Origin of the sequence: Neptunicoccus cionae (assembly GCF_014643735.1) — a bacterium.
GTDB lineage: Bacteria > Pseudomonadota > Alphaproteobacteria > Rhodobacterales > Rhodobacteraceae > Amylibacter > Amylibacter cionae.
In genome coordinates this window covers 444,109-468,494 of sequence record NZ_BMKA01000001.1, presented here as the reverse complement: position 1 = coordinate 468,494, position 24,386 = coordinate 444,109, and the positions used below count along the sequence as shown (strand labels likewise).

Annotated in this window: 26 protein-coding genes and 1 tRNA gene; 8 read left to right on the top strand and 19 right to left on the bottom strand. The window is 56.7% G+C overall.

The features are described 5' to 3' along the window. The first annotated feature begins 68 nt into the window (after window positions 1-68). Window positions 69-998: a DMT family transporter gene (locus IEX10_RS02065; protein WP_229678399.1), complete on the top strand. Its 930-nt coding sequence runs from the start codon at window positions 69-71 to the stop codon at window positions 996-998. On the opposite strand, the gene IEX10_RS02060 is transcribed toward IEX10_RS02065, so the two are convergent. The 7 genes from IEX10_RS02060 to rimM all read right to left on the bottom strand — a co-directional run bounded on the left by IEX10_RS02060 (window position 995) and on the right by rimM (window position 6,607). Then, on the bottom strand, window positions 995-1,804 hold the full coding sequence (locus IEX10_RS02060) for a division plane positioning ATPase MipZ (protein ID WP_188670424.1): 810 nt from the start codon (window positions 1,802-1,804) through the stop codon (window positions 995-997). The genes IEX10_RS02065 and IEX10_RS02060 overlap by 4 nt on opposite strands. A gap of 224 nt (window positions 1,805-2,028) precedes the next feature. Further along, window positions 2,029-2,250, bottom strand: a complete 222-nt coding sequence (rpmE, locus tag IEX10_RS02055; protein ID WP_101655357.1) for a 50S ribosomal protein L31 — start codon at window positions 2,248-2,250, stop codon at window positions 2,029-2,031. A gap of 170 nt (window positions 2,251-2,420) precedes the next feature. Beyond that, window positions 2,421-3,374 carry a hypothetical protein gene (locus tag IEX10_RS02050; protein ID WP_188670422.1) on the bottom strand — a complete coding sequence of 318 codons (954 nt, stop codon included), beginning with the start codon at window positions 3,372-3,374 and terminating at the stop codon, window positions 2,421-2,423. Window positions 3,375-3,556: 182 nt separating this feature from the next. Then, complete coding sequence (gene rplS / locus IEX10_RS02045; RefSeq protein ID WP_101655359.1) at window positions 3,557-3,940, bottom strand: 50S ribosomal protein L19; 384 nt, start codon at window positions 3,938-3,940, stop codon at window positions 3,557-3,559. A gap of 327 nt (window positions 3,941-4,267) precedes the next feature. Continuing rightward, window positions 4,268-5,110 carry a tRNA (guanosine(37)-N1)-methyltransferase TrmD gene (trmD, locus tag IEX10_RS02040; protein ID WP_229678398.1) on the bottom strand — a complete coding sequence of 281 codons (843 nt, stop codon included), beginning with the start codon at window positions 5,108-5,110 and terminating at the stop codon, window positions 4,268-4,270. Window positions 5,111-5,142: 32 nt separating this feature from the next. Further along, window positions 5,143-6,102 (bottom strand): hypothetical protein, encoded by a 960-nt coding sequence (locus tag IEX10_RS02035; protein WP_188670420.1) that lies wholly within the window; start codon window positions 6,100-6,102, stop codon window positions 5,143-5,145. Further along, window positions 6,092-6,607, bottom strand: a complete 516-nt coding sequence (rimM, locus tag IEX10_RS02030; protein WP_188670419.1) for a ribosome maturation factor RimM — start codon at window positions 6,605-6,607, stop codon at window positions 6,092-6,094. Before rimM ends, IEX10_RS02035 begins: the two co-directional genes overlap by 11 nt. Window positions 6,608-6,938: 331 nt before the next feature. On the opposite strand from rimM, the gene IEX10_RS02025 reads away from it, so the two are divergent. From IEX10_RS02025 to IEX10_RS02015, 3 genes are all read left to right on the top strand, one after another. Further along, complete coding sequence (locus tag IEX10_RS02025; protein WP_229678397.1) at window positions 6,939-8,129, top strand: GAF domain-containing sensor histidine kinase; 1,191 nt, start codon at window positions 6,939-6,941, stop codon at window positions 8,127-8,129. A 261-nt stretch (window positions 8,130-8,390) separates the two neighbouring features. Then, window positions 8,391-10,226, top strand: coding sequence for an ABC transporter ATP-binding protein (locus tag IEX10_RS02020; RefSeq protein ID WP_188670417.1), 1,836 nt, complete (start codon window positions 8,391-8,393; stop codon window positions 10,224-10,226). Next, window positions 10,223-12,037: an ABC transporter ATP-binding protein gene (locus IEX10_RS02015; protein ID WP_188670415.1), complete on the top strand. Its 1,815-nt coding sequence runs from the start codon at window positions 10,223-10,225 to the stop codon at window positions 12,035-12,037. The genes IEX10_RS02020 and IEX10_RS02015 overlap by 4 nt, the downstream gene beginning before the upstream one ends. Window positions 12,038-12,106: 69 nt before the next feature. Here IEX10_RS02015 and bluB read toward each other — a convergent pair whose 3' ends face one another. From bluB to IEX10_RS01985, 6 genes are all read right to left on the bottom strand, one after another. Next, window positions 12,107-12,736 (bottom strand): 5,6-dimethylbenzimidazole synthase, encoded by a 630-nt coding sequence (bluB, locus tag IEX10_RS02010; protein WP_188670414.1) that lies wholly within the window; start codon window positions 12,734-12,736, stop codon window positions 12,107-12,109. Between the two features lie 21 nt (window positions 12,737-12,757). Continuing rightward, window positions 12,758-13,156, bottom strand: coding sequence for a 30S ribosomal protein S16 (gene rpsP / locus IEX10_RS02005; protein ID WP_188670412.1), 399 nt, complete (start codon window positions 13,154-13,156; stop codon window positions 12,758-12,760). 59 nt (window positions 13,157-13,215) lie between these two features. Beyond that, window positions 13,216-13,524, bottom strand: a complete 309-nt coding sequence (locus tag IEX10_RS02000; RefSeq protein WP_188670410.1) for a chorismate mutase — start codon at window positions 13,522-13,524, stop codon at window positions 13,216-13,218. Continuing rightward, entirely contained in the window at window positions 13,521-14,045 is a 525-nt protein-coding gene (locus IEX10_RS01995; RefSeq protein ID WP_188670408.1) for a GNAT family N-acetyltransferase, read from the bottom strand. The genes IEX10_RS02000 and IEX10_RS01995 overlap by 4 nt, the downstream gene beginning before the upstream one ends. Next, a complete protein-coding gene (gene ffh, locus IEX10_RS01990) occupies window positions 14,042-15,556 on the bottom strand; it encodes a signal recognition particle protein (RefSeq protein WP_188670405.1) in 1,515 nt (504 codons plus the stop codon). The genes IEX10_RS01995 and ffh overlap by 4 nt, the downstream gene beginning before the upstream one ends. Window positions 15,557-15,756: 200 nt before the next feature. Further along, window positions 15,757-16,344: an FMN-dependent NADH-azoreductase gene (locus tag IEX10_RS01985; protein ID WP_188670403.1), complete on the bottom strand. Its 588-nt coding sequence runs from the start codon at window positions 16,342-16,344 to the stop codon at window positions 15,757-15,759. 157 nt (window positions 16,345-16,501) lie between these two features. On the opposite strand from IEX10_RS01985, the gene IEX10_RS01980 reads away from it, so the two are divergent. Further along, a complete protein-coding gene (locus IEX10_RS01980) occupies window positions 16,502-17,404 on the top strand; it encodes a DMT family transporter (RefSeq protein WP_188670402.1) in 903 nt (300 codons plus the stop codon). A 6-nt stretch (window positions 17,405-17,410) separates the two neighbouring features. Here the strand turns inward: IEX10_RS01980 and IEX10_RS01975 are convergent, their stop codons facing one another. Further along, the gene (locus tag IEX10_RS01975) at window positions 17,411-17,743 is read right to left on the bottom strand and encodes an ArsR/SmtB family transcription factor (protein ID WP_188670400.1); all 333 of its coding nucleotides are present in this window, start codon (window positions 17,741-17,743) and stop codon (window positions 17,411-17,413) included. A gap of 184 nt (window positions 17,744-17,927) precedes the next feature. On the opposite strand from IEX10_RS01975, the gene IEX10_RS01970 reads away from it, so the two are divergent. Continuing rightward, window positions 17,928-18,004: transfer RNA gene (locus IEX10_RS01970), tRNA-Met, on the top strand. A 145-nt stretch (window positions 18,005-18,149) separates the two neighbouring features. On the opposite strand, the gene IEX10_RS01965 is transcribed toward IEX10_RS01970, so the two are convergent. Beyond that, a complete protein-coding gene (locus tag IEX10_RS01965; protein ID WP_188670398.1) occupies window positions 18,150-18,860 on the bottom strand; it encodes a VIT1/CCC1 transporter family protein in 711 nt (236 codons plus the stop codon). Window positions 18,861-18,936: 76 nt separating this feature from the next. Next, window positions 18,937-19,737 carry a glutathione S-transferase family protein gene (locus IEX10_RS01960; RefSeq protein ID WP_188670396.1) on the bottom strand — a complete coding sequence of 267 codons (801 nt, stop codon included), beginning with the start codon at window positions 19,735-19,737 and terminating at the stop codon, window positions 18,937-18,939. A gap of 326 nt (window positions 19,738-20,063) precedes the next feature. Between IEX10_RS01960 and IEX10_RS01955 the strand changes: the two genes are divergently transcribed. Continuing rightward, a complete protein-coding gene (locus IEX10_RS01955; RefSeq protein WP_188670394.1) occupies window positions 20,064-21,713 on the top strand; it encodes a GMC family oxidoreductase in 1,650 nt (549 codons plus the stop codon). Between the two features lies 1 nt (window position 21,714). Further along, window positions 21,715-22,329: a TetR/AcrR family transcriptional regulator gene (locus tag IEX10_RS01950; RefSeq protein ID WP_188670392.1), complete on the top strand. Its 615-nt coding sequence runs from the start codon at window positions 21,715-21,717 to the stop codon at window positions 22,327-22,329. A gap of 3 nt (window positions 22,330-22,332) precedes the next feature. On the opposite strand, the gene IEX10_RS01945 is transcribed toward IEX10_RS01950, so the two are convergent. The 3 genes from IEX10_RS01945 to IEX10_RS01935 form a co-directional block, all read right to left on the bottom strand. Further along, the gene (locus tag IEX10_RS01945) at window positions 22,333-22,938 is read right to left on the bottom strand and encodes a TetR/AcrR family transcriptional regulator (protein ID WP_188670389.1); all 606 of its coding nucleotides are present in this window, start codon (window positions 22,936-22,938) and stop codon (window positions 22,333-22,335) included. 1 nt (window position 22,939) lies between these two features. Further along, window positions 22,940-23,584, bottom strand: coding sequence for a DsbA family oxidoreductase (locus IEX10_RS01940; RefSeq protein WP_188670388.1), 645 nt, complete (start codon window positions 23,582-23,584; stop codon window positions 22,940-22,942). 156 nt (window positions 23,585-23,740) lie between these two features. Beyond that, on the bottom strand, window positions 23,741-24,307 hold the full coding sequence (locus IEX10_RS01935) for a carboxymuconolactone decarboxylase family protein (RefSeq protein ID WP_188670386.1): 567 nt from the start codon (window positions 24,305-24,307) through the stop codon (window positions 23,741-23,743). Window positions 24,308-24,386: the final 79 nt, after the last annotated feature.

Here is a 24,386-nt window from a genome sequence, read left to right as displayed (position 1 = left end):
TGCATCCAGCACGACAGATGCACAAGAAACGGGTCGCGTCCATGGGGTAACTGCGCCATAGAAACACTATGAAACAGATTGCACATCGTATGACCCTGCTGGAATGGTCCCTTCTGACGGGACTCTCGCTCGTTTGGGGCGGCTCTTTCTTCTTCGCGGCCGTCGCCATAGCCGAGCTTCCGGCCATGACCATCGCCTTCATCCGCGTCTGCGGCGGTGCCGTGATCCTTCTGCTGGCCCTGCGATTGCTTGGGATCAGGTTGCCTCGCAGCAGGACAGTCTGGCTCGCCTTTCTTGGCATGGGGCTGATGAACAACGCCATCCCCTTCAGCCTGATCTTCTGGGCGCAGACTGAGCTGGCCAGCGGTGTCGCCTCTATTCTGAACGCGATGACGCCGATATTCACCGTGATTGCAGCCCATTTTCTGACCGATGATGAACACCTGTCTGGCGGGCGGATCATTGGTGTCCTGTTTGGCTTTTCAGGGGTGTTCATCCTGATGGGGGGTAGTCGTGGCGAAGGGGGGGCGATCCTGCCCCAAATCGCAGTGCTTGGCGCGGGTGTGTCTTATGCGTTGGCATCGATCTTTGGCAAACGGTTCGGTCGGCTTGGCGTGCCGCCCATGGCCACGGCCACGGGACAGGTTTGCGCCTCAAGCCTGGTGTTATTGCCTGTGGTGCTGGTCGTGGATCAACCTTGGACCTATGGTTGGCCCTCTGGCGGCGTGATATGGGCTTTGGCCGGACTTGTGGTGCTCTCAACCGCGGTGGGGTATTTCCTTTACTTCCGAATCCTTTCCACCGCGGGGGCAACCAACCTTGCGCTTGTCACCTTCCTGATCCCGCCAAGCGCGATTCTGCTGGGTGTGCTGGTGCTGAACGAATCCCTTGGGTGGAATCACATTGCAGGAATGGCGGTCATCGGGGCCGGACTGGCCGCGATTGACGGTCGGGTCTTCACAGTGTCCGAGCGGTTCAGAAGGCGACCAGCGCCTTAAAAATCCACCTCGACATCGGGAAGTTTAAGCTCTGCCACCAGATCGCGGACTTCCTGACGGGCGGCCACGTTTGAGATATTCAGCGAACCGCCGCCCACATCTTTGATATCAAGCAGCGTCAGCCCGTGGGGGAACAATTCACGGAACACAACACGGTCCGAGAAGCCCGGTGCCAAGCGAAACCCGATGCGGCGCGACAAATCCTTCAGCGCTGCGCCCACTTTGCGTTTGTTGTGCATATTCTGTGCGCCGACACGGTTGCGGGTGACAATCCAGTCAATCGGCTTCGCGCCGGTTTCTGCACGGGCCTTGCGCGCCTCCCATACCATTTCGGAATAAACACTCGGGCCGGTAACGGCGTTAGTTTCAGGATCAATCCGCGCCAGCAGATCAAAATCAATGAAACTGTCATTCATCGGCGTGACCAGCGTATCTGCCATCGCATGGGCCAGTTCCGCCAGTGCGGAATGGGAGCCTGCGCAATCCACCACGATAAAATCGTTGTCTTCATCGAGCAGAAGAATCGCCTTCTGGAATGCTACCAGGTTGGCTTCATCGCCAGGTTCCAACCCCAGTTCCTCAGCCGTTTTCATTTCGCCCAGTTGCGGCAATGGCAACGGAATTTCGTTCTTCTTCACATAATCGCGGCGGTTTTCCACGTAATGTCCAAGAGTGCGCTGGCGTAGGTCCAGATCGACAACCCCGACTTTAAAGCCACTGCGCAACAAGGCAGTTAGAACATGCATGGCTGTGGTCGATTTGCCAGAGCCGCCTTTTTCGTTTCCGAAGACGATGATATACGCCATTGGTGTCCCCTGCCCTGATTATTGTAGAGAGTAATGTTGTGTGGGCTTGGAGCGCACTATGGAGCATGGATTATTCGAATACAATATTGTTTCCAATACGGTAACACAGGTCTGTTGCCGAAATGCTCTGCCGGCAACACCTCCAACCAGCCGTCAACCAATCAGCGGAATCAAAAACGCCGCCCCAAGCGGAGCGGCGTTTTCGAAAATAGAACCGGAATGGATTAGAAGCCCAAACCTTCGTATTTCTTTTTGAACTTGGATACGCGACCGCCAGCATCCATCAGTTTCTGGTTTCCGCCTGTCCATGCAGGGTGTACGGACGGATCAATATCCAGAACCAGTGTGGACCCTTCTTCACCATAGGTGGAACGGGTTTTGTATGTTGTGCCGTCGGTCAGTTTGACCTCGATCATGTGGTATTCGGGGTGCAGGTCTTTTTTCATATCTAAGCTCCAGAGTGCAGGACTGATCCGATTGCGGCCACCAATCAGGCTTGGCCAGAGGCGCCGGTAAACGGTCGCCCTGCGTGAATTACAGAAATCGGCGTATAGACCAGAAAACCCAATCCGGCAAGCGGTTATCTCACCCCGTTTAGGGAACGGGCCGTGACGGTTTATCCATCCGCTGTTCCACGCATCCGCGACATGCGCAAAGCCCGCAGATCTTCGGTGGAGTGAGGGCGCTCTAACACGCGGGAAATCTCAAAATCCTTCTCCTCCTGTGATTTGTCCCGATGGGCGATAAAACACAGCGTCGCGCCTGCGCACCACAGGCTGATGAACCAGACGAAACCGGCAATCGGGAACAGGACCAGCACCGCGATCATCAGATAAGACGTCAGCGTGCTTGGCGCTGTCAGCTCTTCCACAGTGGTGACCTGCATCAGCGACAGCCCGTCAAACACCGGCATGGTCAGCAGGACAAATCCGTAGACCAGCACCATTCCGGTGATGATCGTACCAGCCACCAGCATCAGCAGGAACATACGCAGCGCCCCTGCCCCGAACCCCCAGAAAATCTCGTAGTTGCGGGCCTTAGGACTGCAAGCCGCCGCATTCGCCGCCATTGGCACCGCCAGCGAGGCATAGGCAATCTGCGACAGGATTTGTGTGACAGTGGTATAGGCATAAACCGACGGGCGCGACAGGGTGCTGTAAAGCTCGGCTAAAGCATCGGGATCGCCAGTGGTCACGGCATCAACCGCCATGTCAAAGTCGAATATCCCCATTTGCGAAGCGATATAAAACGCCCCAAGGGAAAGACCGCCCATCAGAGCGTTAAAGATTGCGAAAAACCTAAAGAATTTGAACGATCGCAGGAACAGCTTGCCCAGATCGGTGGGAGTGACCTCATCCGCAACGATCAGGCCAGAGCGCACGTTGACGAACAGCATAAACACCATCAGCGTACCTGCGCCAAACCCCAGAAGGATCAGGAAGATAATCGGACTTTCGGCGAAAAAGCTGAACACCGCATAAAGGATCGCCGCCAGCAGCGCCCAGCAGGGCAAGGCCCGCCAGAAGATCGACAGGGACAGTGCAAAGGTGCGCATAAGAAAGGAAAGCATACCGTTTATCCAAAAATACCGAAACTACCTGTCCTAAGTGGCACAGGAATATGGCGGGATTTTGGACACATCGGCGCGACTTTGGGGAAATCTGTAGCAGGTCGAACACCAACCGGATTTCAGTGCCTGAAAACGAAAAGAGCGGCCACAAGGGCCGCTCTGATACTCGGGTAAAAGCGGTTTTACGCTTTTGCACCACCCAGCGGGCGGTAGTTTGTTTTTTCCGCGATACGTGCGGATTTACCGCGACGGGCGCGCAGGTAGTAAAGTTTCGCGCGACGCACACGGCCACGACGGACAACTGTGATGCTGTCGATGTTGGTGGAGTGCAGCGGGAACACACGTTCTACGCCTTCACCGAAAGAGATTTTGCGCACTGTGAAAGCAGCAGCGATACCGGAACCGCCTTTGCGTGCGATGCAGACACCTTCGTAGTTCTGTACACGGGAGCGTGTGCCCTCGGTCACTTTGTAGCCTACGCGAATGGTGTCACCTGCTTTGAAGTCAGGGATGTCTTTGCCGAGCTCGGCAATTTGTTCAGCTTCGAGCTGTTCGATGATGTTCATCGTAATGATCCTTTATGCCCGCCATTGTCTGGCGAAGTTTGATGCCGGTCCCATTGCTCTTGGTCTTCGTCCGGGTCCACCGCAGTGCCCGCCAGAGATAGGAGTGACGTTCCTTATTTGTATGGTCCTTACCGATTTTTGTAAGCGGCGGTCCGGCTTGTGGGAAGAACCACAAGGGGCAACGCGACTCAAAACGGGGCAGAGCACGGGGTCGTATAGGGCGCTTGGGGCAATGATGCAAGGGTTTTGCGGGGCTGCGCGGGTTCGGGATTTGAGTATTTTTGGAACATTGAAACCACACTGTGGTAAGGCTGTGATCCGGGCGGGCTAGTCCTTTCCCGAGGTATACTCTGCCCACATGTCGGGGCGGCGCTCTTTCGTGATCTGTTCGGACTGTTCGCGGCGCCATTTTTCCACATTTCCGTGGTGGCCCGATGTCAGAACTGCGGGTATGCCGCGCCCTTTCCATTCTGCCGGACGGGTGTACTGGGGATGTTCGAGCAGGCCATTGGAATGGCTTTCTTCTTCGGTGGAGGCCGCATTGCCGAGCACTTCGGGCAACAAGCGCACAGTGGCGTCTATCAGGGCCTGCGCAGCGATTTCACCGCCGGTCAGTACAAAATCCCCGAGCGAGACCTCTTGCACGTTGTATTCCTCCAGCACCCGTTCATCGACGCCTTCAAAGCGACCACACAGAAGGGTCATACCTTCGGCCTTAGAGAACTGCTGCGCCATCGCCTGAGTAAAGGGTTTGCCGCGCGGCGAAAGATAGATGACAGGCCAGCGGCTCTGATCCATCGGCGTTCCGGGGCGTGCTGCATCAAAGGCCTGCCCGACCACATCCGCCTTAAGAACCATACCCGCTCCGCCCCCTGCGGGGGTATCATCTACGTCTTTGTGCTTGCCGGTACCAAACTGTCGCAGGTCAATCGGCTCAAGCGCCCATTTGCCTTCTTGCAAGGCTTTTCCGGTCAAGGACTGACCCAGAACCCCGGGAAAGGCATCGGGGAACAGGGTGATCACTTTGGCCCGCCAAGCCCCTGCGATATCGGGCGTGTCAGACATCAACTCGCGCGGTTTGAGAGAGGGACGCACCGCCAGACGCCCGTGGGAACGGGTCAGGCTGCGTGTTTTCATCCCGTGGGACAGGGGCTTTTTTTCATCGGACATGGGGGCGGATTAATCCGTTCTTGCGCTTTTGTCTATTGGCTCTGCGCGCCGTACGATAGATAGGCCTGCAGGGCGGCGGCCAGATTGGCAGTTTGTGCCGCCGTTGCACCGCTGCCTAACAGACGCTTGCCCAGTTCTACCCCGTAGAAAAAACGCATCACCGGACCGCGATCAAATGGCGTCAGGTAAGAAAAGCCGTCCAGCAAGGCGTCCCGTTCTGCCACCGGCACCCAGTTGCCGTCCGGTTGCCGCTCGCTTTGGGCTTGTGCCAGAAACCGTGCAAGATCCTTTGTAACGGCAAGCACGTGACTGTTTTCGATGTCGATGCCGATCAGGTCGCTGCCCTTAGAAATCAAATTCAACGCCGCGAAATCCCCATGGGTGCGCGCCATTTGCACAGGCTTGCCCGTCAGGTCAGGGGCCTGTGCCCGCAACTGCGCCTTTAGCTGGCCGATCAGCGGCGCAAAGGGGCTTTCGGGCGGCGCGTTCAGGCGTTTGATCCACTTCCAAGGCCCAAAACCTGCCGCACTGCGTCTGTCGCTGGTGTAAAGGTCAAGCCACTGACCAGCCTGACGCAGTTTTTGCAACCGTGTCGCCGGATCAGCCTGTGCCAAAACTTTATCGAGCCGCGCTCCACCTTGAAAGCTGCGCAGGGTCAGCGGGGCATCCGGTATAAACAGCTTGGGGGCGCACACCCGCAGCGGCCCCTGCCCCATATGTTTGTGACGGGAGGTTAGCTCCGCATGTACCCGCGCAGCCCGTTCGATCCCATCCAAGCCGGTGAAATGTTTGACGACGACGGGTTCGTCGTTCAATCGCGCAGAAAACACCGCACGGTCCTCTGCAAGGCGCAGGCAATCGTCTAAAACCAGACTGCTTAGGGCCGGAATACTCTGCACCACTGCGTCAAATTCGGCGAAAGCTGCCGACTCCCGCGCATATTTTTGCATCCGGCGGGTCAGAGCATCCGATAAAGCGGGGTCAGCCGCCATCTATGGCGCCTTCGGGGGGATCAACCACGATCCGGCCCGAGGTCATATCCACAGTTGGTACAATTTCGTGGGTGAAAGGCAGCAAGGCATCGCCCCCTGTCGCAAGGCGCACCTCAAGGATGTCCCCTGCACCGTGGTCGTGCACAGCACGGACCTTGCCGAGCGTTTCACCACCAGTATCCACAACAACCATGCCAATCAGGTCTGAATAGTAATATTCGTCATCGGGCAGAGTGGGCAGCGCACTGCGCGGCACGAACAGGCGGACACCACGCAGGGCGTCCGCTTCATCCTTGAAACGCACACCCTTGATCCGCGCCGCAAAGCCGCCTTTGACCGGACGGGTCACGGTAAGCTCATAGTTCTGGCTACCGTCCTCAGAGCTGAGCGGGCCGTAACTGCCCACGTCCTCGGGTTGGGCGCAGAAAGACTTGATCCGCACTTCGCCCTTAACCCCGAAAGCCCCCATAATCGCCGCTACGCAGATGGTATCGTTTTTTGCCAAGTTCCGGCCCCAATTTATCCGTCAGTTCAACCATGCTGGCCAACACAACCCGCATGCACCTGTCCCAAGTACCCCGCCGCCGCGCCAATGAAAAGATGTTCCGCGTGTTCCCTTAACCACCAACGGCAAGAATTATAGCACAAAGGTCAAGAACTCTGCGCAAAATTGCCAGACATTGCCAAATATTGCCCTTCAGCAGTTGTGCAATATATTGACTAAGCGATGCAGTTCTGATGCTCTTTTCAGGCTGCTCAAGCTGAATATTAAACATCAAATAAATATCAACGTGCGATCGTTGTCGCAACTTACCAACCGGAGCGAATAACCCGTTTTGACAATACAGACTTCAAATCATGACTTCCAAGATGACATCGACGAAATCGGGCGGAGTGCGATCGTTCCGAATCTTCTGGAAACGATTACACTGGTAACGGGCATGGGGTTTGCGGCGGTTGCACGGGTGACAGATACCCGCTGGGTGACATGCAAGACGGTAGACAAGATTGCCTTTGGACTGACGCCCGGAGACGAGTTGGATGTAGAGACTACGCTTTGCCATGAGGTTCGCATGGCAGATGCTGAAATCGTGATTGAAGACGTTCAGAACGATGCTTTGTACTGCCATCATCACACACCGGAGATTTACAATATACAAAGCTACATCTCGGTCCCGATCCACAAAAAGGACGGGTCGTTCTTTGGCACCCTTTGCGCCATTGACCCCGCCCCCCATAAGATAAAAGACGAACAGGTGCTGGGCATGTTCCGCCTGTTTGCAAGGATGATCGGGGACAGTCTGGAAACCGCGGCACGTCTCCAAGACAGCGAAAATGAAGTTGCGCAGGAGCGTCAGATTTCGGAACTTCAACAGCAGTTTATCGCGATCCTCGCCCATGACCTGCGCAACCCCGTCGGCGCGCTAGAGGCCGGACTCCGCACGCTCGGGCGCAAACAGATGGATGCACAGAGCGAACATGTCGTGGCGCTGATGAAAACCTCGCTTAAACGCATGGGCAATCTGATTGAGAACCTGATGGACCGCGCACGGCAACGGCAGGATGGCGGCATCATCATCGAACGCGATGCAGACGGCCCCCTAAAACCGGTGATCCAGCAGATCGTAGCAGAAATAGAGTCGGTCTCTCCGGCCCACCAAATCGAATGCGAGATTGACCTGCCAGAGAACGTGGACTGTGATCGCGAGCGTATCGCGCAAATGTTGTCCAATCTGTTGGGGAATGCGATCACGCACGGTTCGCAAGGCAAGATCATTCAGGTCAGCGCCAAAACTGAAAACAATGAATTTACTCTGTCAGTCAAAAACGAAGGCGATCCCATCCCCAAAGACCAGATCGCGACCCTTTTCTTGCCGTTCCACCAAGGGGGAAGCAGCAGCAAACGCACCGGCCTCGGGCTGGGGCTGAGCATTGCTTCTGGTATCGCTGAAGCCCACGGCGGCACGCTTGAAGTCCACTCTGACAATGATGGCACTACCTTCACATTCCGCATGCCCCAACCCTAAGGGCGCTTGCACGGCCCCAATTAAAGAAAAAGGTGACAGCCTATCCGCGCGGTGCTACATCTTTTTCATTAACCTAGAGGTGCTGCATGAATTGCTGGAAAATCAAGAAGGCCGGGAAGACCCTATAGCCCCTTGATGCGGGCGTTTTTCCGTCTGCCCTCAATCAGCCACGTTGTTGCCTTGGCCCCAGCGGCCATATCCTGACATTCCCTGTCTATATCTGCCCGTGGCGCAATTCTCTTTGTCCGTTGGAATACTATTATGTACCGTCTTTTTGAATCTATCGTCGATCCTTTTGCCAAACGGGATCTCGGCACCCCGCCCCGCAATATCTGGGCCTTCATCCGAAGTGAACTCCGCCCCTTCAAAAGGCTTTTGCCGTGGTTGCTGATCGGTGGTCTTGTGGTTGCCCTGCTGGAAACATGGCTGATCAGCTATAGCGGGCAGATCATCGACTATGTGAACCAGTCCGATGGCGATGCCCTTTGGGGGCGCCATGGACTGGAACTGCTAGCTGTGGCGGCGCTGTTGCTGTTTGGACGACCGCTCGCCTTTTTTCTAAATGGTTTATTACAACATCAGGCCCTGTCGAGCGCGATGCGCGATCAGGTGCGCTGGCGGGCCCACACCCATATGCTCGGGCAAAGCCGCGAGTTCTTTCACAATGATTTCGCTGGCCGACTGGCCAATCGCGTGATGCAGATCGGCCCTGCTGTTGAAGATAACGTCTATACCTTTTTTGAGGCAGTCTGGTTCGTATCCATCTACTTCATCAGCGCACTGTGGATCATGTCCTCGGTGACACCGGCCCTTGCCTTTCCGATGCTGCTCTGGCTCTGCGCGTTTGTGCTGTATATCCTGCACATGGGACGCAGGATTTCCAAAGCGTCCGAGGAAATGTCCCAGACCCGTTCGATGGTGACAGCGCGGGTGGTCGATGCTTATACCAACATCGAAAGCGTGAAGCTTTTCTCCGGTGACAGCCGCGAAAAGGACTTCGCACTGCAAGCCGCCCAACAGGACCGCGAGCGGTTCATGGTTTTCATGCGGCTTTGGACACGGATCAGGCTTGATCTGGGGCTTCTGACGGGTGTCCTTATTGTGGGTGTGGTCGGTCTGTCCCTCTACTATTGGAGCATGGGCCGCGTTACCGTCGGAGAGATCAGCGCCGTGACTGCGCTGGTAATGCGGCTGTCTGCTATGACAGCGTGGATCATGTGGGTCTCTACGTTGTTGTTTGAAAACGCAGGTAAAATCCATGAAAGTATGGAATCCATCGCCAAGGATCACACTGTCACCGATGCAGACACCGCCCCTGAACTGAGCGTCACAGCCGGAGAAATCAAACTGGTCGATGTCGCACATCATTACGGCAAGGATCAGGGCGGTTTGAACGGCATCAACCTGACCATTGCCGCGGGCGAAAAGGTTGGGTTGGTCGGGCGGTCCGGTGCGGGGAAAACCACACTTGTGAACCTGCTGTTGCGGTTTATGGACCCTGAAACGGGGCGCATTGAAATCGACGGGCAGGATATTTCTGTGGTGCAGCAGGAAAGCCTGCGCAGCGCCATTGGCATGGTCACACAGGAACCCGGTCTGATGCACCGCTCTGTGCGCGACAACATCGTGCTCGGGGCGCCGGATGCCAGCGACGCAGACATCGAACGCGCCATCACCCGAGCGGATGCGGCTCATTTCATCCCTGACCTTGAAGACCCCAAGGGACGGCGCGGGATGAAGGCCTTTGTTGGCGAACGGGGCGTGAAACTGTCGGGGGGTCAACGCCAGCGCATTGCACTCGCCCGTGTTGTATTGAAAGATGCGCCGATACTGGTCTTGGACGAAGCCACAAGCGCGCTAGATAGTGAAAGCGAAGCCGTGATCCAGAACGCCCTCTCCGGTGTGATGGAAGGCAAAACCGTCATCGCTATTGCCCATCGCCTGTCCACCATCGCGCGGATGGACAGAATTGTGGTGCTGGATGACGGACAAATTGCCGAGATCGGAACGCACACCGAACTGTTGGCCAAAGGTGGGCTTTATGCCGGCTTCTGGTCACGCCAATCGGGTGAAATGTTGGGACTGGACACAGAATGAGACGATTTGCAGGGCTGATAGACGCGTTCGCACGGGCCGAAGGACCACCGCCCCAAACCCTCGGCGCGTTCTTCCGCTGGGCGCTGAGCGGTGCATTCCGCTGGCTCTCCGTGGCGGCTCTGCTCTCGGCGTTGGTTGGCACTCTGGAAGTTGTGACCGCGATCCTGCTTGGCAAGGTGATTGACGCCGCACTGGCCAGCGGGCCGGAGGTGTTCTGGGATCAGAACCTGATGCTCCTGATACTCGCCGCCGGTTTCTTCCTGATCCTGCGTCCACTGGCGTTCGGCGCGTCGTCCACCGCCAATTCCGTGCTGGTCGCGCCCAACGTGAATCCGCTGGTGCTGACCCGTCTACACCGCTGGACACTGGGGCAGACTGTCAGCTTTTTTGACGATGATTTCGCAGGCCGTATCGCCCAAAAACAAATGCAGGCGGCCCGCGCCATGACAGATGTGGCAGTCGAAGTCATCAACGTGGTGTTCTTCGCGCTCGCCTCGCTGGTTGGGTCGGTGTTACTTCTGACCTCAATTAACGGGTCGATTGCTGTGGCACTGGCGGTATGGCTGGTGGTGTATCTGCTGTTGATCCGCTGGTTCATGCCCCGCATCCGCGAACGTTCCAAGGCGCGGGCAGGCACACGGGCGATGGTGTCCGGCCAAGTGGTGGACACAATCACCAACATCAAAACCGTCAAACTCTTCGCCCATGCCGAACACGAAGACCGCGCCGCGATCGGGGCAATCTCGGAGTTTCGCGACCGCGCGCTTGATTTCGGCCTGCTTTCTGCCGGTTTCCGCCTGACGCTGATGACAGTCGCCGGATTGCTGCCGGTTGCCCTGATTGGCGGCACGCTCTGGCTCTGGTCCCGTGGACTGGCTTCCCCCGGTGACATCGCTGCTGCAGGTACGATCTCCATCCGCATCGCACAGATGACCGGCTGGGTCAGCTTCACCTTGATGGCGATCTGGGCCAATATCGGAGAGGTCGAGGACGGCATGCGCACCCTCACTCCGCGCCACCGTCTGGACCAGCCTAACGCCCCCAAAGGATTGGACGGGCGCAAGGACATCGCTTTTGACCACGTCAGCTTTGGCTATGGCCGCGACGGCAACGGCATCGAAGACATTAACCTGACGATCAAACCGGGCGAGAAAATCGGCATCGTCGGCGCGTCCGGTGCTGGCAAGTCCACCCTCGTTGCCCTGCTGTTGCGGCTCTATGACGTCGAAAAAGGCGCAATCCGCATCGGTGGCCAAGATATCCGTGAGGCAAGCGAGGAAGACTTGCGCCGCCAGATCGGTATGGTCACGCAAGACACCGCCATGTTCAACCGCTCCTCCCGCGATAACATCCTTTATGGTCGCCCCGATGCCACAGAAGACGACCTGATCGCCGCTGCAAAACGCGCCGAGGCCCATGACTTCATCCTTGGACTGGAAGACCACAAAGGCCGCCGTGGCTATGATGCCCATTTGGGAGAGCGCGGTGTCAAACTCTCCGGCGGCCAGCGCCAACGGATTGCCCTTGCCCGTGCAATCCTGAAGGACGCGCCGATTCTGGTGCTGGACGAGGCCACCTCCGCGCTTGATTCCGAAGTGGAAGCCGCCATTCAAACCGCGCTTGATCAGGTGGTAGAAGGCAAAACCGTTCTCGCCATTGCACACCGTCTGTCCACAATCGCGCGGATGGACCGGATTGTCGTGCTTGATGCAGGCCGGATCGTTGAAACTGGAACCCACGAAGAACTGCTGGATCTGAACGGCCCTTACGCCGGTTTCTGGGCAAGACAGACCGACGGTTTCGCCGCCTGACCCGCGTCACAGCTCTTTTTGGGGGAAATATCCCGGGGTTTCAGGGGCAGCGCCCCTAATCCTGCGGCCTTAGCGGGACATCACGTCGACGGTTTCCGCCCGCTCTTCCCAACCCTTAGCTTCCAACTCCGGTTGCAGACTTTCCTCTGTCGGATAGCCAACACAAAGATAGGCCACCAAAGACCAGCTTTCCGGCACGCCAAGATCCGCGCGCAACTGGTCTGCGTCCAGAATGGACACCCAGCCGACCCCCAGACCATAGGCCCGCGCGACCAGCCAGAAAGACATGATTGCTGACACCACAGAATAGCGACGGGTTTCCGCCATAGTAGCCGCCCCAAGACCGGACCCTTTTTCCGTTTCCTCATCACAGAAAATCGCGAATTGGACGGGGGCTTCCTTCATACCGGCAAGCTTCAGGCTGGCATAGGTTTTCGCCTTATCGCCGGAATATCCCGCAAGGGCCGCATCGTTCTGGATTTGAAAGTTGTCATAGGCTTTGGCCCGTGCAGCGTCAGTATCAAGGCTGACAATGCGCCAGGGTTCGGACAGGCCAACAGAAGGGGACAGGCGAAACGCGTCCAGACATTCGGCAAGGCTGTCTTGGGGAACCGGTGTGGTTTTGAAGTGGCGCACATCGCGGCGCCACTTCAACAAATTTACAAACTCGGATCGGAACTCAGCGGTAAATTTATGCATGTTGTTCCGATCTCCGTTGTCTTATTCAGCAGCAGCTTCTTCGCTGGCTTCTTCAGCAGGTGCAGCAGCAGCTTCTTTTGCAGCAGCAACTTTAGCAGCTTTTTCTTCGGAGCGCTCTACAGCTTTCTTGCCAGGCTCGGCTTTCTTCATGTTCGCACGTTCTTTTTTCTCAACAACGCCGGCAGCTTCCAGAAAACGGGAAACGCGGTCGGATGGCTGTGCGCCTTCACCGAGCCAGTATTGAACGCGTTCCATGTTCAGTTGAACACGGTTTTCGTCGTCTTTGGCCAGCAGCGGGTTGTATGTACCGAGTTTTTCAACATAGCGGCCGTCGCGCGGCATGCGGGAGTCGGCTGCAACAACGCGGTAGAAAGGGCGTTTCTTGGAACCGCCGCGGGCCAGTCTGATCTTCATTGCCATGGGTGTATCTCCTTTAGATGGCTTGGTCGGGGGGGCGCACCCCACCCTACATTCGGGAATTAGGATTGATGTTGTTTGTGGTGCTGGATGACTTCGCTGATGATGAAGTTCAGGAACTTCTTGGCGAATTCGGGATCAAGATCCGCCTCGCGGGCCAGACGTTCCAGACGGTCTATCTGGCTGGCTTCACGGGTTGGATCAGATGGCGGGAGGTCATGGGTCGCTTTCAGCTTGCCCACGGCCTGTGTGTGTTTGAACCGCTCGCCCAGAGTATAGACAAGGATCGCGTCGAGACGGTCGATGCTGTTGCGATGCTCTTTCAGCACCTCGGCAGCTTTGGTCACGGCATTATCGGTTGCGCTGCTCATTGGGCGTGCTCCGGTGTGGGGTAACGGTAGATATGGTCTTCGCCCATATGCGGGTTTTGATAGGCCCGCTCGAAGGTGCCGCCCATCCGTTCCGCCAGTGCGATAGAACGTGCATTGCCCGGTATGATATGGGACGACAGAGTTTTGAAACCCAGATCTTCAAACGCCCATTGCCGTGCGCGCTCTGCGCCTTCACCGGCAATGCCATGGCCTTCAAACGCCTCAAACAGGGCATAGCCCAGTTCGGGTTCGGGCCAGCCTTCGGGGTTCCAGATGCCGGTCAGTCCGGCAACATCACCGCTGGCTTTTTCCACGATGGAAAAATAGCCGTATCCGTGAATGTGCCAGTGACCCACGTTGGACGCAAACCAGCGCCATGCCTCGTCCCGTTCCAGACGCCCACCGAAACCGACACAGTGATCGGATGCATAAAACGCGGCCAGCGGCTCAAAATCCGCAACTTGCGGACCGCGCAGCACCAGCCGTTCTGTTTCCAGTGTGGGGGCGTTCGTCAGGCTCATTTCTTCTTCCCGAAACCGGACAGACCGGGGGGCAGTTGCAAACCGCCGCCGCCCAGACCGGGCAAACCACCGGGCATTTTGCCGCCCAGCTTCTTCGCTGTCGCTTCAAGCTGTTTAGGGTCCATATCTGCAGGCATACCAGCAGGCAGACCGCCGCCCTTGCCCATCATGCCCTTCATGGCCTGTTTCATCATGCCGCCTTTGCCCATCTTACCCATCTTTTTCATCATGTCGGCCATCTGCCGGTGCATTTTGATAAGCTTGTTCAGATCGGACACTTCCATCCCTGCCCCGCGCGCAATCCGCTTTTTGCGACTGGCTTGCAGGATCGCCGGGTTGGCGCGTTCTTTCTTGGTCATGGACTGGATCAGGGCCACCTGACGTTTCAGCACGGAATCATCAAAACCGGCGTCTTCCACTTGTTTGGCCATCTTCTTCATGCCCGGCATCATTCCCATGATGCCTTCCATACCGCCCATTTTCTGCATCTGCTCCAGCTGGCCCTTAAGGTCGTTCATATTGAACTGCCCTTTGACAAACCGTTTCATCATCTTTTCGGCCTGTTCGGCCTCGATGGTTTCCTGCGCCTTTTCCACAAGGCTGACGATGTCGCCCATGCCAAGGATACGGCCCGCGATACGCTCGGGGTGGAATTCCTCAAGCGCGTCCATCTTTTCGCCCAGACCGACGAATTTGATCGGCTTGCCAGTCACGGCTTTCATGGACAGGGCCGCACCACCGCGCCCGTCGCCGTCCATACGGGTCAGAACGACGCCGGAGACGCCGATCTTGTCGTCAAATTCCGTAGCAACGTTCACCGCGTCCTGACCTGTCAGGCCATCGACCACCAACAGGGTTTCGCGTGGCTTAGTCACATCGCGCACATCTGCGGCTTGCTGGATCAGTTCCTGATCGATGTGCAAACGACCCGCAGTGTCGAGCATATAAACATCGTAACCGCCCAACGTGGCCTGTTGCTTGGCCCGTTTGGCGATCTGCACAGGGGTTTCCCCCTTGATGATCGGCAGCGTGTCCACGCCGATCTGCGTCCCGAGAATCGCCAATTGTTCCATCGCCGCCGGACGGTTTGTGTCAAGCGAGGCCATCAGCACCCGCTTTTTGTCCCGCTCTGCCAGACGTTTGGCAAGCTTGGCTGTCGTTGTGGTCTTACCGGAACCTTGCAAACCGACCATCAGGATCGGTGCAGGGGCGTTGTCGATTTTCAGCTGACCCGCGTTGGCATCGTCACCGGCAAGGAAATGCACCATCTCGTCGTGCACGATCTTGACGACCTGCTGGCCCGGCGTCACCGATTTGGTAACATTCTGGCCGGTCGCCTTTTCCTGCACTGCCTTGATGAAATCACGGGCCACCGGCAGGGAAACGTCTGCTTCCAGCAAGGCCACGCGGACTTCGCGCAGGGCGGTGGACACATCAGCGTCAGACAGCGCACCCTGTTTGGTCAGCTTGTCTAAAACGCCAGAGAGGCGGTCGGAGAGACTTTCGAACATGGCCTTGGCGTCCTTTCAGTTAACGCGGTTGCAGTCTATGTAAGCAGCCCGCCCGGCATTCCCAGCCCCAAGATGCAATTGCCCATACGACAAAATCACCCGTGGGCGAAACTCGCTGACGGGTGGCGATCCTGAGACCGGAAGGCTGGTGCTTCCAATGGATAAAGCAGCGTTTAGGGGGCCGAAGCCCCCTTGTCAAGTTATGCTGCCAAAGCGTCGATTGTAGCCTCGGCTTTGGGTACAACGGTGTCCGAGTTGGCCACCAGATTTGCCGCGTCAACGAAGGTGATATCAGTGATCCCGACAAAGCCAAGTACGGTGGTCACAAACGGTGTGGCGTGATCAGCTGCGCTGCCAATGGGAACACCGCCTGTTGCGACGATAACAACCGCGCGTTTGCCCTCCAGCAGACCTTTTGGGCCTTCGTCGGTATAGGCAAAAGTCTCGCCGTTGCGGGCAATAAGGTCCACCCACGCTTTAAAACTGGCCGGAACACCGAAATTATACATGGGCAGGCCGAGCACGATCGTGTCAGCTTCTTTCAGCTCGGCAATCAGGGCATCGGACAGCTCCAGCACGGCGGACTGTTCAGCCGTGCGGCTTTCTGCCGGGGTCCAGTTGGCGTTCAACCACTGCTCGTTCACGGCAGGCAGAGGCGCTGCCAGATCCCGTTCAATTACGCGGGAACCGGACTTGGACAGTTTGGCAACTGCACGCTCCACAAGGGGACGGGAAGCACTGTCAGCGATTCGGGCGGATGCGTTCATTTTAAGGATGGTATGTGTCATGGTAATTCTCCAAATTCTGTTACCCGACAGTTAGCCCCCAACGCGGCCCGCGATAACCCCGAAGCGGTGCAAAGCACTGTTGCATGTTTTGCAACACCACCCCCACCGCCCGTGCAACAGACGATTGCCAAGCAGCATTGATGGGATAAAAAGAGTTATGACAATCGCAAGTTCCCCCGCACAAACAGGCCAAGGGCGCGGCCATCTGGCCATGCTGGTATTTTCCGTCCTTGTGGCAGGATCATTTCCCCTTGGCGTGCGGATCGCCCATCTGGTTGACCCGCTGCCCCTGACCGCCCTGCGCTTTGTGCTGGCTTCGGTTGTGGTGGGGGTATTTGCGGGGCTTGGTCCGGGGATCAAACGATCCGACTTCAAGGCGCCGTGGCGGTATCTGCTGCTTGGCGGTGTGTTCTCGATCTATTTCGTGCTGATGTTCGAGGCGCTGAAAACTGCCTCCTCTGTTTCAACCGCCGCCATTTTTACACTCACGCCAATCATGTCCGCCGTGTTCGGTTACATGCTGTTGCGCCAGATAACGACTCGCTGGATGGCACTGGCGCTGGCGGTCGGGGGCAGCGGCGCGGTTTGGGTGATCTTTCGCGGCGATCTGAACGCCCTGCTGCGCTTTGACGTGGGACGCGGCGAGGTCATCTTCTTTATCGCTTGTTTTGCCCATGCGTTTTACACACCATTGGTGCGCCGCCTGAACCGGGGGGAACACCCTGCCGTCTTTACGCTTGGCACATTGATCGCAGGGGGCATTATCCTGTTGGCCCTGTCGTTCCGCGACCTTGCAGCAATTGACTGGTCCGCCCTGCCCCCGATCTTCTGGATCGGATTGGCCTATCTGTCGATCAGCTCCACCGCGATCACCTTCTTTCTGGTGCAATACGCTACACTGTCCCTGCCTTCGGCCAAAGTCATGGCCTACACATATCTTACCCCAAGCTGGGTGATCGTCTGGGAACTGGCCCTAGGGGGCAGCGTACCATCTGCGGTGATCCTGATCGGCATCGCGGCAACCATACTGGCCTTGGTTATGCTGCTACAGGAGCGCTGAAACCGTTTACTCCGGCGCGTTAACCTCTGCGGCCAGAAACCGCTCGAACTGGTCAAGGTTAACCGCCTCGAACTGGCCAAAGCCTTCCATCCAGACCGAAGCCTCCCGCAGCGCTTCGGGCACCAGCTTGCACCACTTTACCCGCCCGCGCCGTTCCTGTTCGATCAGCCCCGCACGGGTCAAAATCTGCAAATGCTTGGAAATCGCCGCCAGAGACATCTCGAACGGCTCCGCCACATCCGTCACCGCCATATCATCCTCCAGCAACAGGCTGAGAATCGCCCGACGGGTCGGATCGGACAAAGCAGAGAAGACAAGATCGAGCGAAGTTGAAGCCATACTCAAGCCCTAGCGGCACCGCCCCTGCGCGGTCAAGTTGTCTTAAACGCGCGCCACAACGCCGATCCCCTTGTTTTTAAGCCCCTTCCCAGCGCCGGACAAAAGAAAGTGCAAAAGAGCGCAAATAACCGCCAATTCCCCGCTTGACGCCTGCCGTTCCTTTGCCTAAACAGCGCCACGGTACGGCGGGGTAGCTCAGGTGGTTAGAGCAGCGGAATCATAATCCGCGTGTCGGGGGTTCAAGTCCCTCTCCCGCTACCAAAACTTTCAGACAGTTAAACTGATCACCCGCCGAAGCGTTTCGGCGGTTGGGTGATCTGCACGCGCTTGATCGGCTTACCAACTGACGCGCGCTGATTTAGCCTCGCTTAAGCGCGACTGTTCCCACCTTAAGACCGCCCCTGCGTCAAGCATGAAAAAGCGTGCCCACGTAGTAGGCGATCGTTGCTGCCGCACCGCCGATAAGCAAAGTCTCCAACCCAGAGCGCCACCACGGGCTGAGCGACCAGTGGCTTTTCAGCGCGCCGATGAACAGGAAGGTTAACATCGTCATCACGGCAGAGATTGCGAAGGCATTATTCCAACCCAGAATGAACGGGAACAGCGGAACAATTCCAGCAAGCAGGAAGGCCAAAAACGTGGTGGCGGCGGACTTCAAAGGATGAGGGTCAATGCTGCTTAGCCCGTATTCCCCCTCCATCATTAACGCGATCCAGTTTTCACGGTTTCCAGTAATCTGTAGCGCCGCCTGATCAAGCACATCACCTGACAGGCCTTTTTGTGCCAGTATAGCGCGCACTTCCAGCAGCTCGCCTTCGGGGAACCGCTCTATGTGGCTTTCTTCGATACTGCGAAGGCGGCGCATATCGTCAAGCTCGGCCTTGGTGCCGGAATAATTCGCCGCTGCCATAGAAAACCCGTCAGCCAGAACATTCGCGATGCCCAGCGCGATAATGACGAAGGGTGAAAGACCGGCTCCTGCTACGCCTGCAACAATGGCAAAAGTGGTGACTGCGCCGTCAATTGCGCCGTAAACAGCATCCCGCAACACGCCCCGCCCCGGTGGTGCGCCGATCCGTGCTGCAATGGCTTCTGTTGTGTGGCTGTGGTCTGCCATTCGCCTCTCCTTTGGCTCAAGTTTCCATGCCAAAGCCGCCTTTCGTGCCGGTCGCCGACGGGTTGCTTGCGCACATTCAGCCAACCAGCCCCAATTCCGCATCGCTGGCAGATGTGGTGTATTTATCTGCCGGAGGCCAAGGGCGCGTCTGCCAAGACGGGTCGAACGCAAAGCTGGACACTTTGCGCCCCCCAACCAGCGCCCCGTTTCCGGCACCCAGCGCGTAATCGTAGTACAGCTTTACGATTTCTTCCTTGCTCACCTGGTTGGTTGAATCATGGGCCATGCAGGCCTCTTTCCATCTGCGCACCCGCGCGTATTCCGGCGCATCGGGCAATTCGAAATCCTCGTAATAGTCGAGAAACCAGAACCGTTTGAACATCGGTGTGAACACCGCTTCGGCCAGCCCGAAACTGTCGAACAGGAACGGACCTTCGGGGCTATGGGCCTGCAGGAAATCATCCATTGTCCGGTACAGACCGAGCAGTTTTTCCAGATGGGCGTTTCGTTGTTCAGGGTCGCGGTTCATCACAAACATATAACCCGCCATCGTAAACGGACCTTCTTGGGCAACCAGCATGGATTCCACTGCATGTTCTGTGGGATCACTGCGCCGCAAGGGCGCGCCTTTGATCACCTCGTCCAGATACCGTAGAATGACGAGGCTTTCTTTCACGATCGCACCCTGCGGTGTTTCAAGCACCGGCAGCGCCGTCGTGCCGCGTGTCTTTTTCAAAAGCGCAGGGTCGCGGGGCTTGGTGATATCCACAACGCAGAATTCCACCGCGTCTTCCTGCCCCCGAAGCGCCAGCAAAATCTCCAGACGTTGGGAAAACGGGCAGACCGGAATGTGATATACAATGTGTTTATCAGTCATGAGACTACTCCTTTAACGGATCAATCGTCCCGATAGTCTAACGTTGTGACAGCTGGTTAACCAAGGGAATTTTCGCCAAACGCCAACGCCTCACGGGCGCGCCGGATCGGAGTGGCAGTGTGGTTTATCGGTAACTCCCCGTTGTATGGGGAGGAAAATCGGGGTGCATTTCAGAGAAAATCACCCCCCTAAAAACTCACTCAACATATTATTAATAAATAACTTTCAATTTTAACGTGCAAAATTCTGCCATTTTACTGGACAGGTGTCCAGAAACAGTGGTCAGATCAGACAGAAACCAGAGGCTCCGCTCGGGAGGGGACAGCATGCCAACAGCAGAGGAATTTGATTACGTCGTCATTGGCGGCGGCTCGGCCGGTTCCACGCTAGCCGCGCGGTTGAGCGAGGATGCCTCTGTCACTGTCTGCCTGCTAGAGGCCGGGGGCAACGGGGACCACCTGCTGATCCGCGCACCCACCGGGGCTGTGGCGATGTTGCCCGGGTACGGCAAACTGTCCAACTGGGCCTACACTACGGTGCCACAGTCCGGACTGAACGGGCGGAAAGGATATCAGCCGCGCGGCAAGACGTTGGGCGGGTCGAGCGCGATCAATGCGATGCTCTACATCCGTGGCGATAAATCCGATTACGACGGCTGGGCTGATCTGGGCTGCGAGGGCTGGTCATGGGACGACTGCCTGCCCTATTTCAGAAAATCCGAAAACAACGAACGCGGCGGGGACGCGCTGCACGGGAACAGCGGGCCGCTTCAGGTTTCAAACCAAAAAGCACCGCGCCCGATTAGCCATGCCTTTGTGCAGGCTGCAACGCAATGCCAGCACCGAGAAGTCGATGATTTCAACAAAGGCGACAACGAAGGTGTCGGGCTTTACCAAGTGACGCAATTCCACGACAAAGCCCGCAACGGCGAACGCTGCTCGGCGGCGGCGGCCTATCTGCACCCGATACGAAAAACCCGCGATAATCTGACTATTATCACCCGCGCCCACGCCAGTAAAATTCTGACCGAAGGCAAACGCGCCACAGGTGTGGCCTATCACAAAGGGCGCGCAGTCCATCACGTTAAGGCACGGCGAGAAGTTATTCTATCGGGCGGTGCCTTTAATTCCCCGCAGCTGCTTCAACTTTCGGGGATAGGGGCCGCGGACGAAATACAGCGCCAAGGCATCGAAGTTGTGCACGACTTGCCCGGTGTTGGCAAAAACCTTCAGGACCATCTGGATTTCATTCTCGCCCATAAATCTAAAGATTCAGATAATTTTGGCATAGGTCTGACCGCATCGATTAATTTGACCAAACATATCTTTAAGTGGCGTAGAGATGGGAATTCGATGATCGCCAGCCCCTTTGCCGAAGGTGCAGGCTTTCTCAAAACCGATCCGGGGCTGTCACGTCCGGACATCCAGCTGCATTTTGTGATTTCAATAGTCGATGATCACGCCCGCAAGCTGCATTGGGGCCACGGATTTTCCTGTCACATCTGTGCGATGCGTCCTTACAGCCGTGGCGAGGTCTTTTTGCAAAGCGCCGATCCGCGTGCCCCGCCGGGAATCGATCCCCGCTACCTCAGCGACCCGCGTGATCTTGAGACGACGATCAAAGGGGCGAGAATGGCCCGCAATATTTTGCAGGCCCCTGCCCTGACCCCCTACCGCGACAAGGAATTGTTCGGCGTGACCGACAACATGACTGACGCCGAATGGGAAAGCCATATCCGCGCGCGCGCCGACACGATCTACCACCCTATTGGCACTTGCAAGATGGGTGTGGACGATATGGCGGTGGTGGACGCGCAGCTAAGGGTTCACGGGATGGAGGGTCTGCGGGTGGTGGATGCCTCCGTCATGCCGACGCTTATCGGGGGCAACACCAACGCGCCCACTATTATGATTGCTGAACGGGCCGCTGATATGATCTGCGGGACAGGCACCGCCAACAGAGAAGGGTGCAACTAACATGATCCATTTGACCAAGATGAACCGACTTGCCGAAAAGGCCGAAGCCAAATCCTGCCGCAGGGCGCGCAAAAAAGACCAGCTTGCCGATTACGGCATCACTACTTTGAAGAGGCTTGGCTACGCTCGCACCAGCCTGCGCGATATTGCCGAAGCTTCCGGCGTTGCGGTTGGCACATTGCATTACTACTTTGAAGATCGCACCGATCTGATCAGCTATTGCGTACGCCGCTACAAAGCTGATTTCATTACCGATATGAACAGCATCCTTTTTGCGGATGTGGACGTGGACAAGCTTGTCGATCATTTTATCCGCGGGCTGGCCCTGTCGATCCGGCAAGAGGCAGAAACCCATCGGCTGTGGTATGACATCCGTTCACAGGCGATGTTTGATCCCGTGTTTAAGAAAGTGGTGGACAGCATCGAGAGCGATTTAACAAAGCTTGTGGCAGATTTGTTGAAGCGCCTGAACATTCCGGTGGAACAGGCAGAACCGCTTTACCTTGTGCTTGACGCGACCTTCCGCTTTCATTTGCAGAAGTATCTGTGCGGCGATCACAATGCCCCCGAGAAATTTGAAAAGCAAACCGTCGCGCTGCTGTCTAAACTGGTCTGAACCTTAACCGTTTTGTGGCAGGCGCATATCTTCGATTTCGCGGGCCATATCTTCGGCCAATTCCGCGAAGGCCGCAGGTTCCATCCCCTGATGCAGGGCCAACCGCAGGGCTGTTACGTTGGCCTGAAACCGACGTGCCAACCGGTTGGCGTCCAGTTGGTCAGACAATTCCGCACAGGATTGGGACATCCTGAAAACCGCAGAAAATTCATCTTGGATTTCAGACAGATACCTCTGCGTTGCCACGGCGATAGACGGTTCGGTGCTGCGGGTATCCACCAGCGTTTTGGTCAGCATACAGGCCTGCCGCGCCCGATCATCCGGTGCCAGCCGAGCAAAGGAACGCAGATAATCCGCCAGCGCGGCAAGGGGGGAATTCGCGTTTTTCACCTGATCCTGCAACCGTGCACGGGAAGCGTTAAAATACCGTTCCAACGCCAACAGATATAGGTTCTCTTTTGATGAAAAAGCCGCATAAATACTTCCAGGCTTCATCATCAGGGTCTTTTCCAGATCCTTCAGAGAAGTGGCGTGAAACCCTTTGTCCCAAAACAGCGCCAGAGCGGACTCCAGCGCTGTTTCACGATCGTAAGGGGCCGCGCGGGCCACGTCAGACAGTCTCGCCGGTCAACTGGCGCAGCACGTTGGTATAATTCTCTACACCCTGCGCACCCGTCACCAGATGCTTGCGATTGAACACCATCGCCGGAACGCCGCGAATGCCTTGCTGGGTCCAGAAACCTTCCAACTCTCGCACGGTTGCGGCGAAACGCTGGTCGGCCAGAACCTCTGCTGCTTCGGACCGGTCTAACCCGATCTCGCCCGCCACATCAGCCAGCACATTGTAATCAGACAGATTGCGGCGGTGGGTGAAATGGGCATCGAACAGCGCCATTTTCAGATCATGCTTGCGGCCTTGGGTTTCGGCCCAATGCAGCAGTTGGTGGGTATTAAACGTGTTATGCATCCGCATGTCTTCGGCAAAATTGAACGTGAACCCCAGATCCTCGCCAAGTTTCGTCATCTGCTGACGGCTCTGTTCCGATTGCTCGGGGGTGGAACCATATTTCTCGGCGATATGCTCGCGCATATTTTGCCCTTCTGCGGGCATTTCGGGGTTCAATTCGAACGGGTGCCAGTGAATTTCATGTGCAACACCAGTGTCTTCCAGCGCCTGTGCCAACTGGCGATAGCCAATGATGCACCAAGGGCACATCACGTCAGAGATAATGTCGATACGGAGCGGAACAGTCATAGTATGGCCTTTCAAATCGTTGGTCCGGTCCCGTCAGGGCGAGTCCGGGAAAGGCGGCAATGCTGCCGCCCTGTTTAGCTACATAGATAGCGGAACGAACGCCGCTGTCAAAATCAACCCTGCAACGCGGGAGGAACGCCGCAGGGTTGAACCGGATTATTCCGCAGCAACTTTGTTGCGGGACCATTCAAATTTGCGGAACACTTCATCTACAGGTGTTTTGGCGAAGTGGTTCACATAGTTCGACATCAGCTTCTGAGAAGCGCCCAGAATAACCTCAAGAATGTTGGTCGTGGTAAAGCCTGCATCAAGGAAGGTTTGGGTGTCAGCATCATCCACAAAACCGCGGTTGCGGATTACCAGCAAGGTGAAAGTGCGTAGCGCTTCCAGTTTGGCTGTTGGCAGCGGAGTTTCATTGCGCAGGGCTTCGGTGATGGCGTCATCCACCTTCATCATCTTGGCGATACCAGTGTGGGCCGGCACACAATAGTGACATTCGTGCTCTACGTTGATGGTTTGCCAGACAACAGTTTTTTCTTCGTCAGTCAGGCTTGTCGCCATGAACTGCGCGTGGGTCACCTGATAAGCCTCAAGCAGTTGTGGCGCATCGGCCATTGTGCCGTGCAGACCCGGGATCCGGCCATTCGCTTTATAGGATTTTTCCAGCAGGGATTTTGCTGCTTCGGGTGCGGATTCGATTGTGTGAATTTTAAATTCAGCCATAGGGCGTTCCTCTCGTAGTTTTTGATTTTCCTGTCAAAGTGCAGGTTTGCCGTCCCCCGCTTCGGGATTGGGCCCTACT

Excerpts from the sequence above, each read along its gene's own strand:
- IEX10_RS02015 (WP_188670415.1), top strand. The coding sequence starts at position 10,223 with ATGAGACGATTTGCAGGGCTGATAGACGCGTTCGCACGGGCCGAAGGA.
- rpmE (WP_101655357.1), bottom strand. The coding sequence starts at position 2,250 with ATGAAAAAAGACCTGCACCCCGAATACCACATGATCGAGGTCAAACTG.
- IEX10_RS01955 (WP_188670394.1), top strand. The coding sequence starts at position 20,064 with ATGCCAACAGCAGAGGAATTTGATTACGTCGTCATTGGCGGCGGCTCG.
- IEX10_RS02065 (WP_229678399.1), top strand. The coding sequence starts at position 69 with ATGAAACAGATTGCACATCGTATGACCCTGCTGGAATGGTCCCTTCTG.
- IEX10_RS02050 (WP_188670422.1), bottom strand. The coding sequence starts at position 3,374 with ATGCTTTCCTTTCTTATGCGCACCTTTGCACTGTCCCTGTCGATCTTC.
- ffh (WP_188670405.1), bottom strand. The coding sequence starts at position 15,556 with ATGTTCGAAAGTCTCTCCGACCGCCTCTCTGGCGTTTTAGACAAGCTG.
- IEX10_RS01960 (WP_188670396.1), bottom strand. The coding sequence starts at position 19,737 with ATGACTGATAAACACATTGTATATCACATTCCGGTCTGCCCGTTTTCC.
- IEX10_RS02060 (WP_188670424.1), bottom strand. The coding sequence starts at position 1,804 with ATGGCGTATATCATCGTCTTCGGAAACGAAAAAGGCGGCTCTGGCAAA.
- IEX10_RS01940 (WP_188670388.1), bottom strand. The coding sequence starts at position 23,584 with ATGACTGTTCCGCTCCGTATCGACATTATCTCTGACGTGATGTGCCCT.
- IEX10_RS01975 (WP_188670400.1), bottom strand. The coding sequence starts at position 17,743 with ATGGCTTCAACTTCGCTCGATCTTGTCTTCTCTGCTTTGTCCGATCCG.
- IEX10_RS01935 (WP_188670386.1), bottom strand. The coding sequence starts at position 24,307 with ATGGCTGAATTTAAAATTCACACAATCGAATCCGCACCCGAAGCAGCA.
- IEX10_RS01995 (WP_188670408.1), bottom strand. The coding sequence starts at position 14,045 with ATGAGCCTGACGAACGCCCCCACACTGGAAACAGAACGGCTGGTGCTG.
- IEX10_RS01980 (WP_188670402.1), top strand. The coding sequence starts at position 16,502 with ATGACAATCGCAAGTTCCCCCGCACAAACAGGCCAAGGGCGCGGCCAT.
- trmD (WP_229678398.1), bottom strand. The coding sequence starts at position 5,110 with ATGTCCGATGAAAAAAAGCCCCTGTCCCACGGGATGAAAACACGCAGC.
- IEX10_RS01985 (WP_188670403.1), bottom strand. The coding sequence starts at position 16,344 with ATGACACATACCATCCTTAAAATGAACGCATCCGCCCGAATCGCTGAC.
- IEX10_RS01965 (WP_188670398.1), bottom strand. The coding sequence starts at position 18,860 with ATGGCAGACCACAGCCACACAACAGAAGCCATTGCAGCACGGATCGGC.
- bluB (WP_188670414.1), bottom strand. The coding sequence starts at position 12,736 with ATGCATAAATTTACCGCTGAGTTCCGATCCGAGTTTGTAAATTTGTTG.
- IEX10_RS02035 (WP_188670420.1), bottom strand. The coding sequence starts at position 6,102 with ATGGCGGCTGACCCCGCTTTATCGGATGCTCTGACCCGCCGGATGCAA.
- IEX10_RS02020 (WP_188670417.1), top strand. The coding sequence starts at position 8,391 with ATGTACCGTCTTTTTGAATCTATCGTCGATCCTTTTGCCAAACGGGAT.
- rplS (WP_101655359.1), bottom strand. The coding sequence starts at position 3,940 with ATGAACATCATCGAACAGCTCGAAGCTGAACAAATTGCCGAGCTCGGC.
- rpsP (WP_188670412.1), bottom strand. The coding sequence starts at position 13,156 with ATGGCAATGAAGATCAGACTGGCCCGCGGCGGTTCCAAGAAACGCCCT.
- IEX10_RS01950 (WP_188670392.1), top strand. The coding sequence starts at position 21,715 with ATGATCCATTTGACCAAGATGAACCGACTTGCCGAAAAGGCCGAAGCC.
- IEX10_RS02000 (WP_188670410.1), bottom strand. The coding sequence starts at position 13,524 with ATGAGCAGCGCAACCGATAATGCCGTGACCAAAGCTGCCGAGGTGCTG.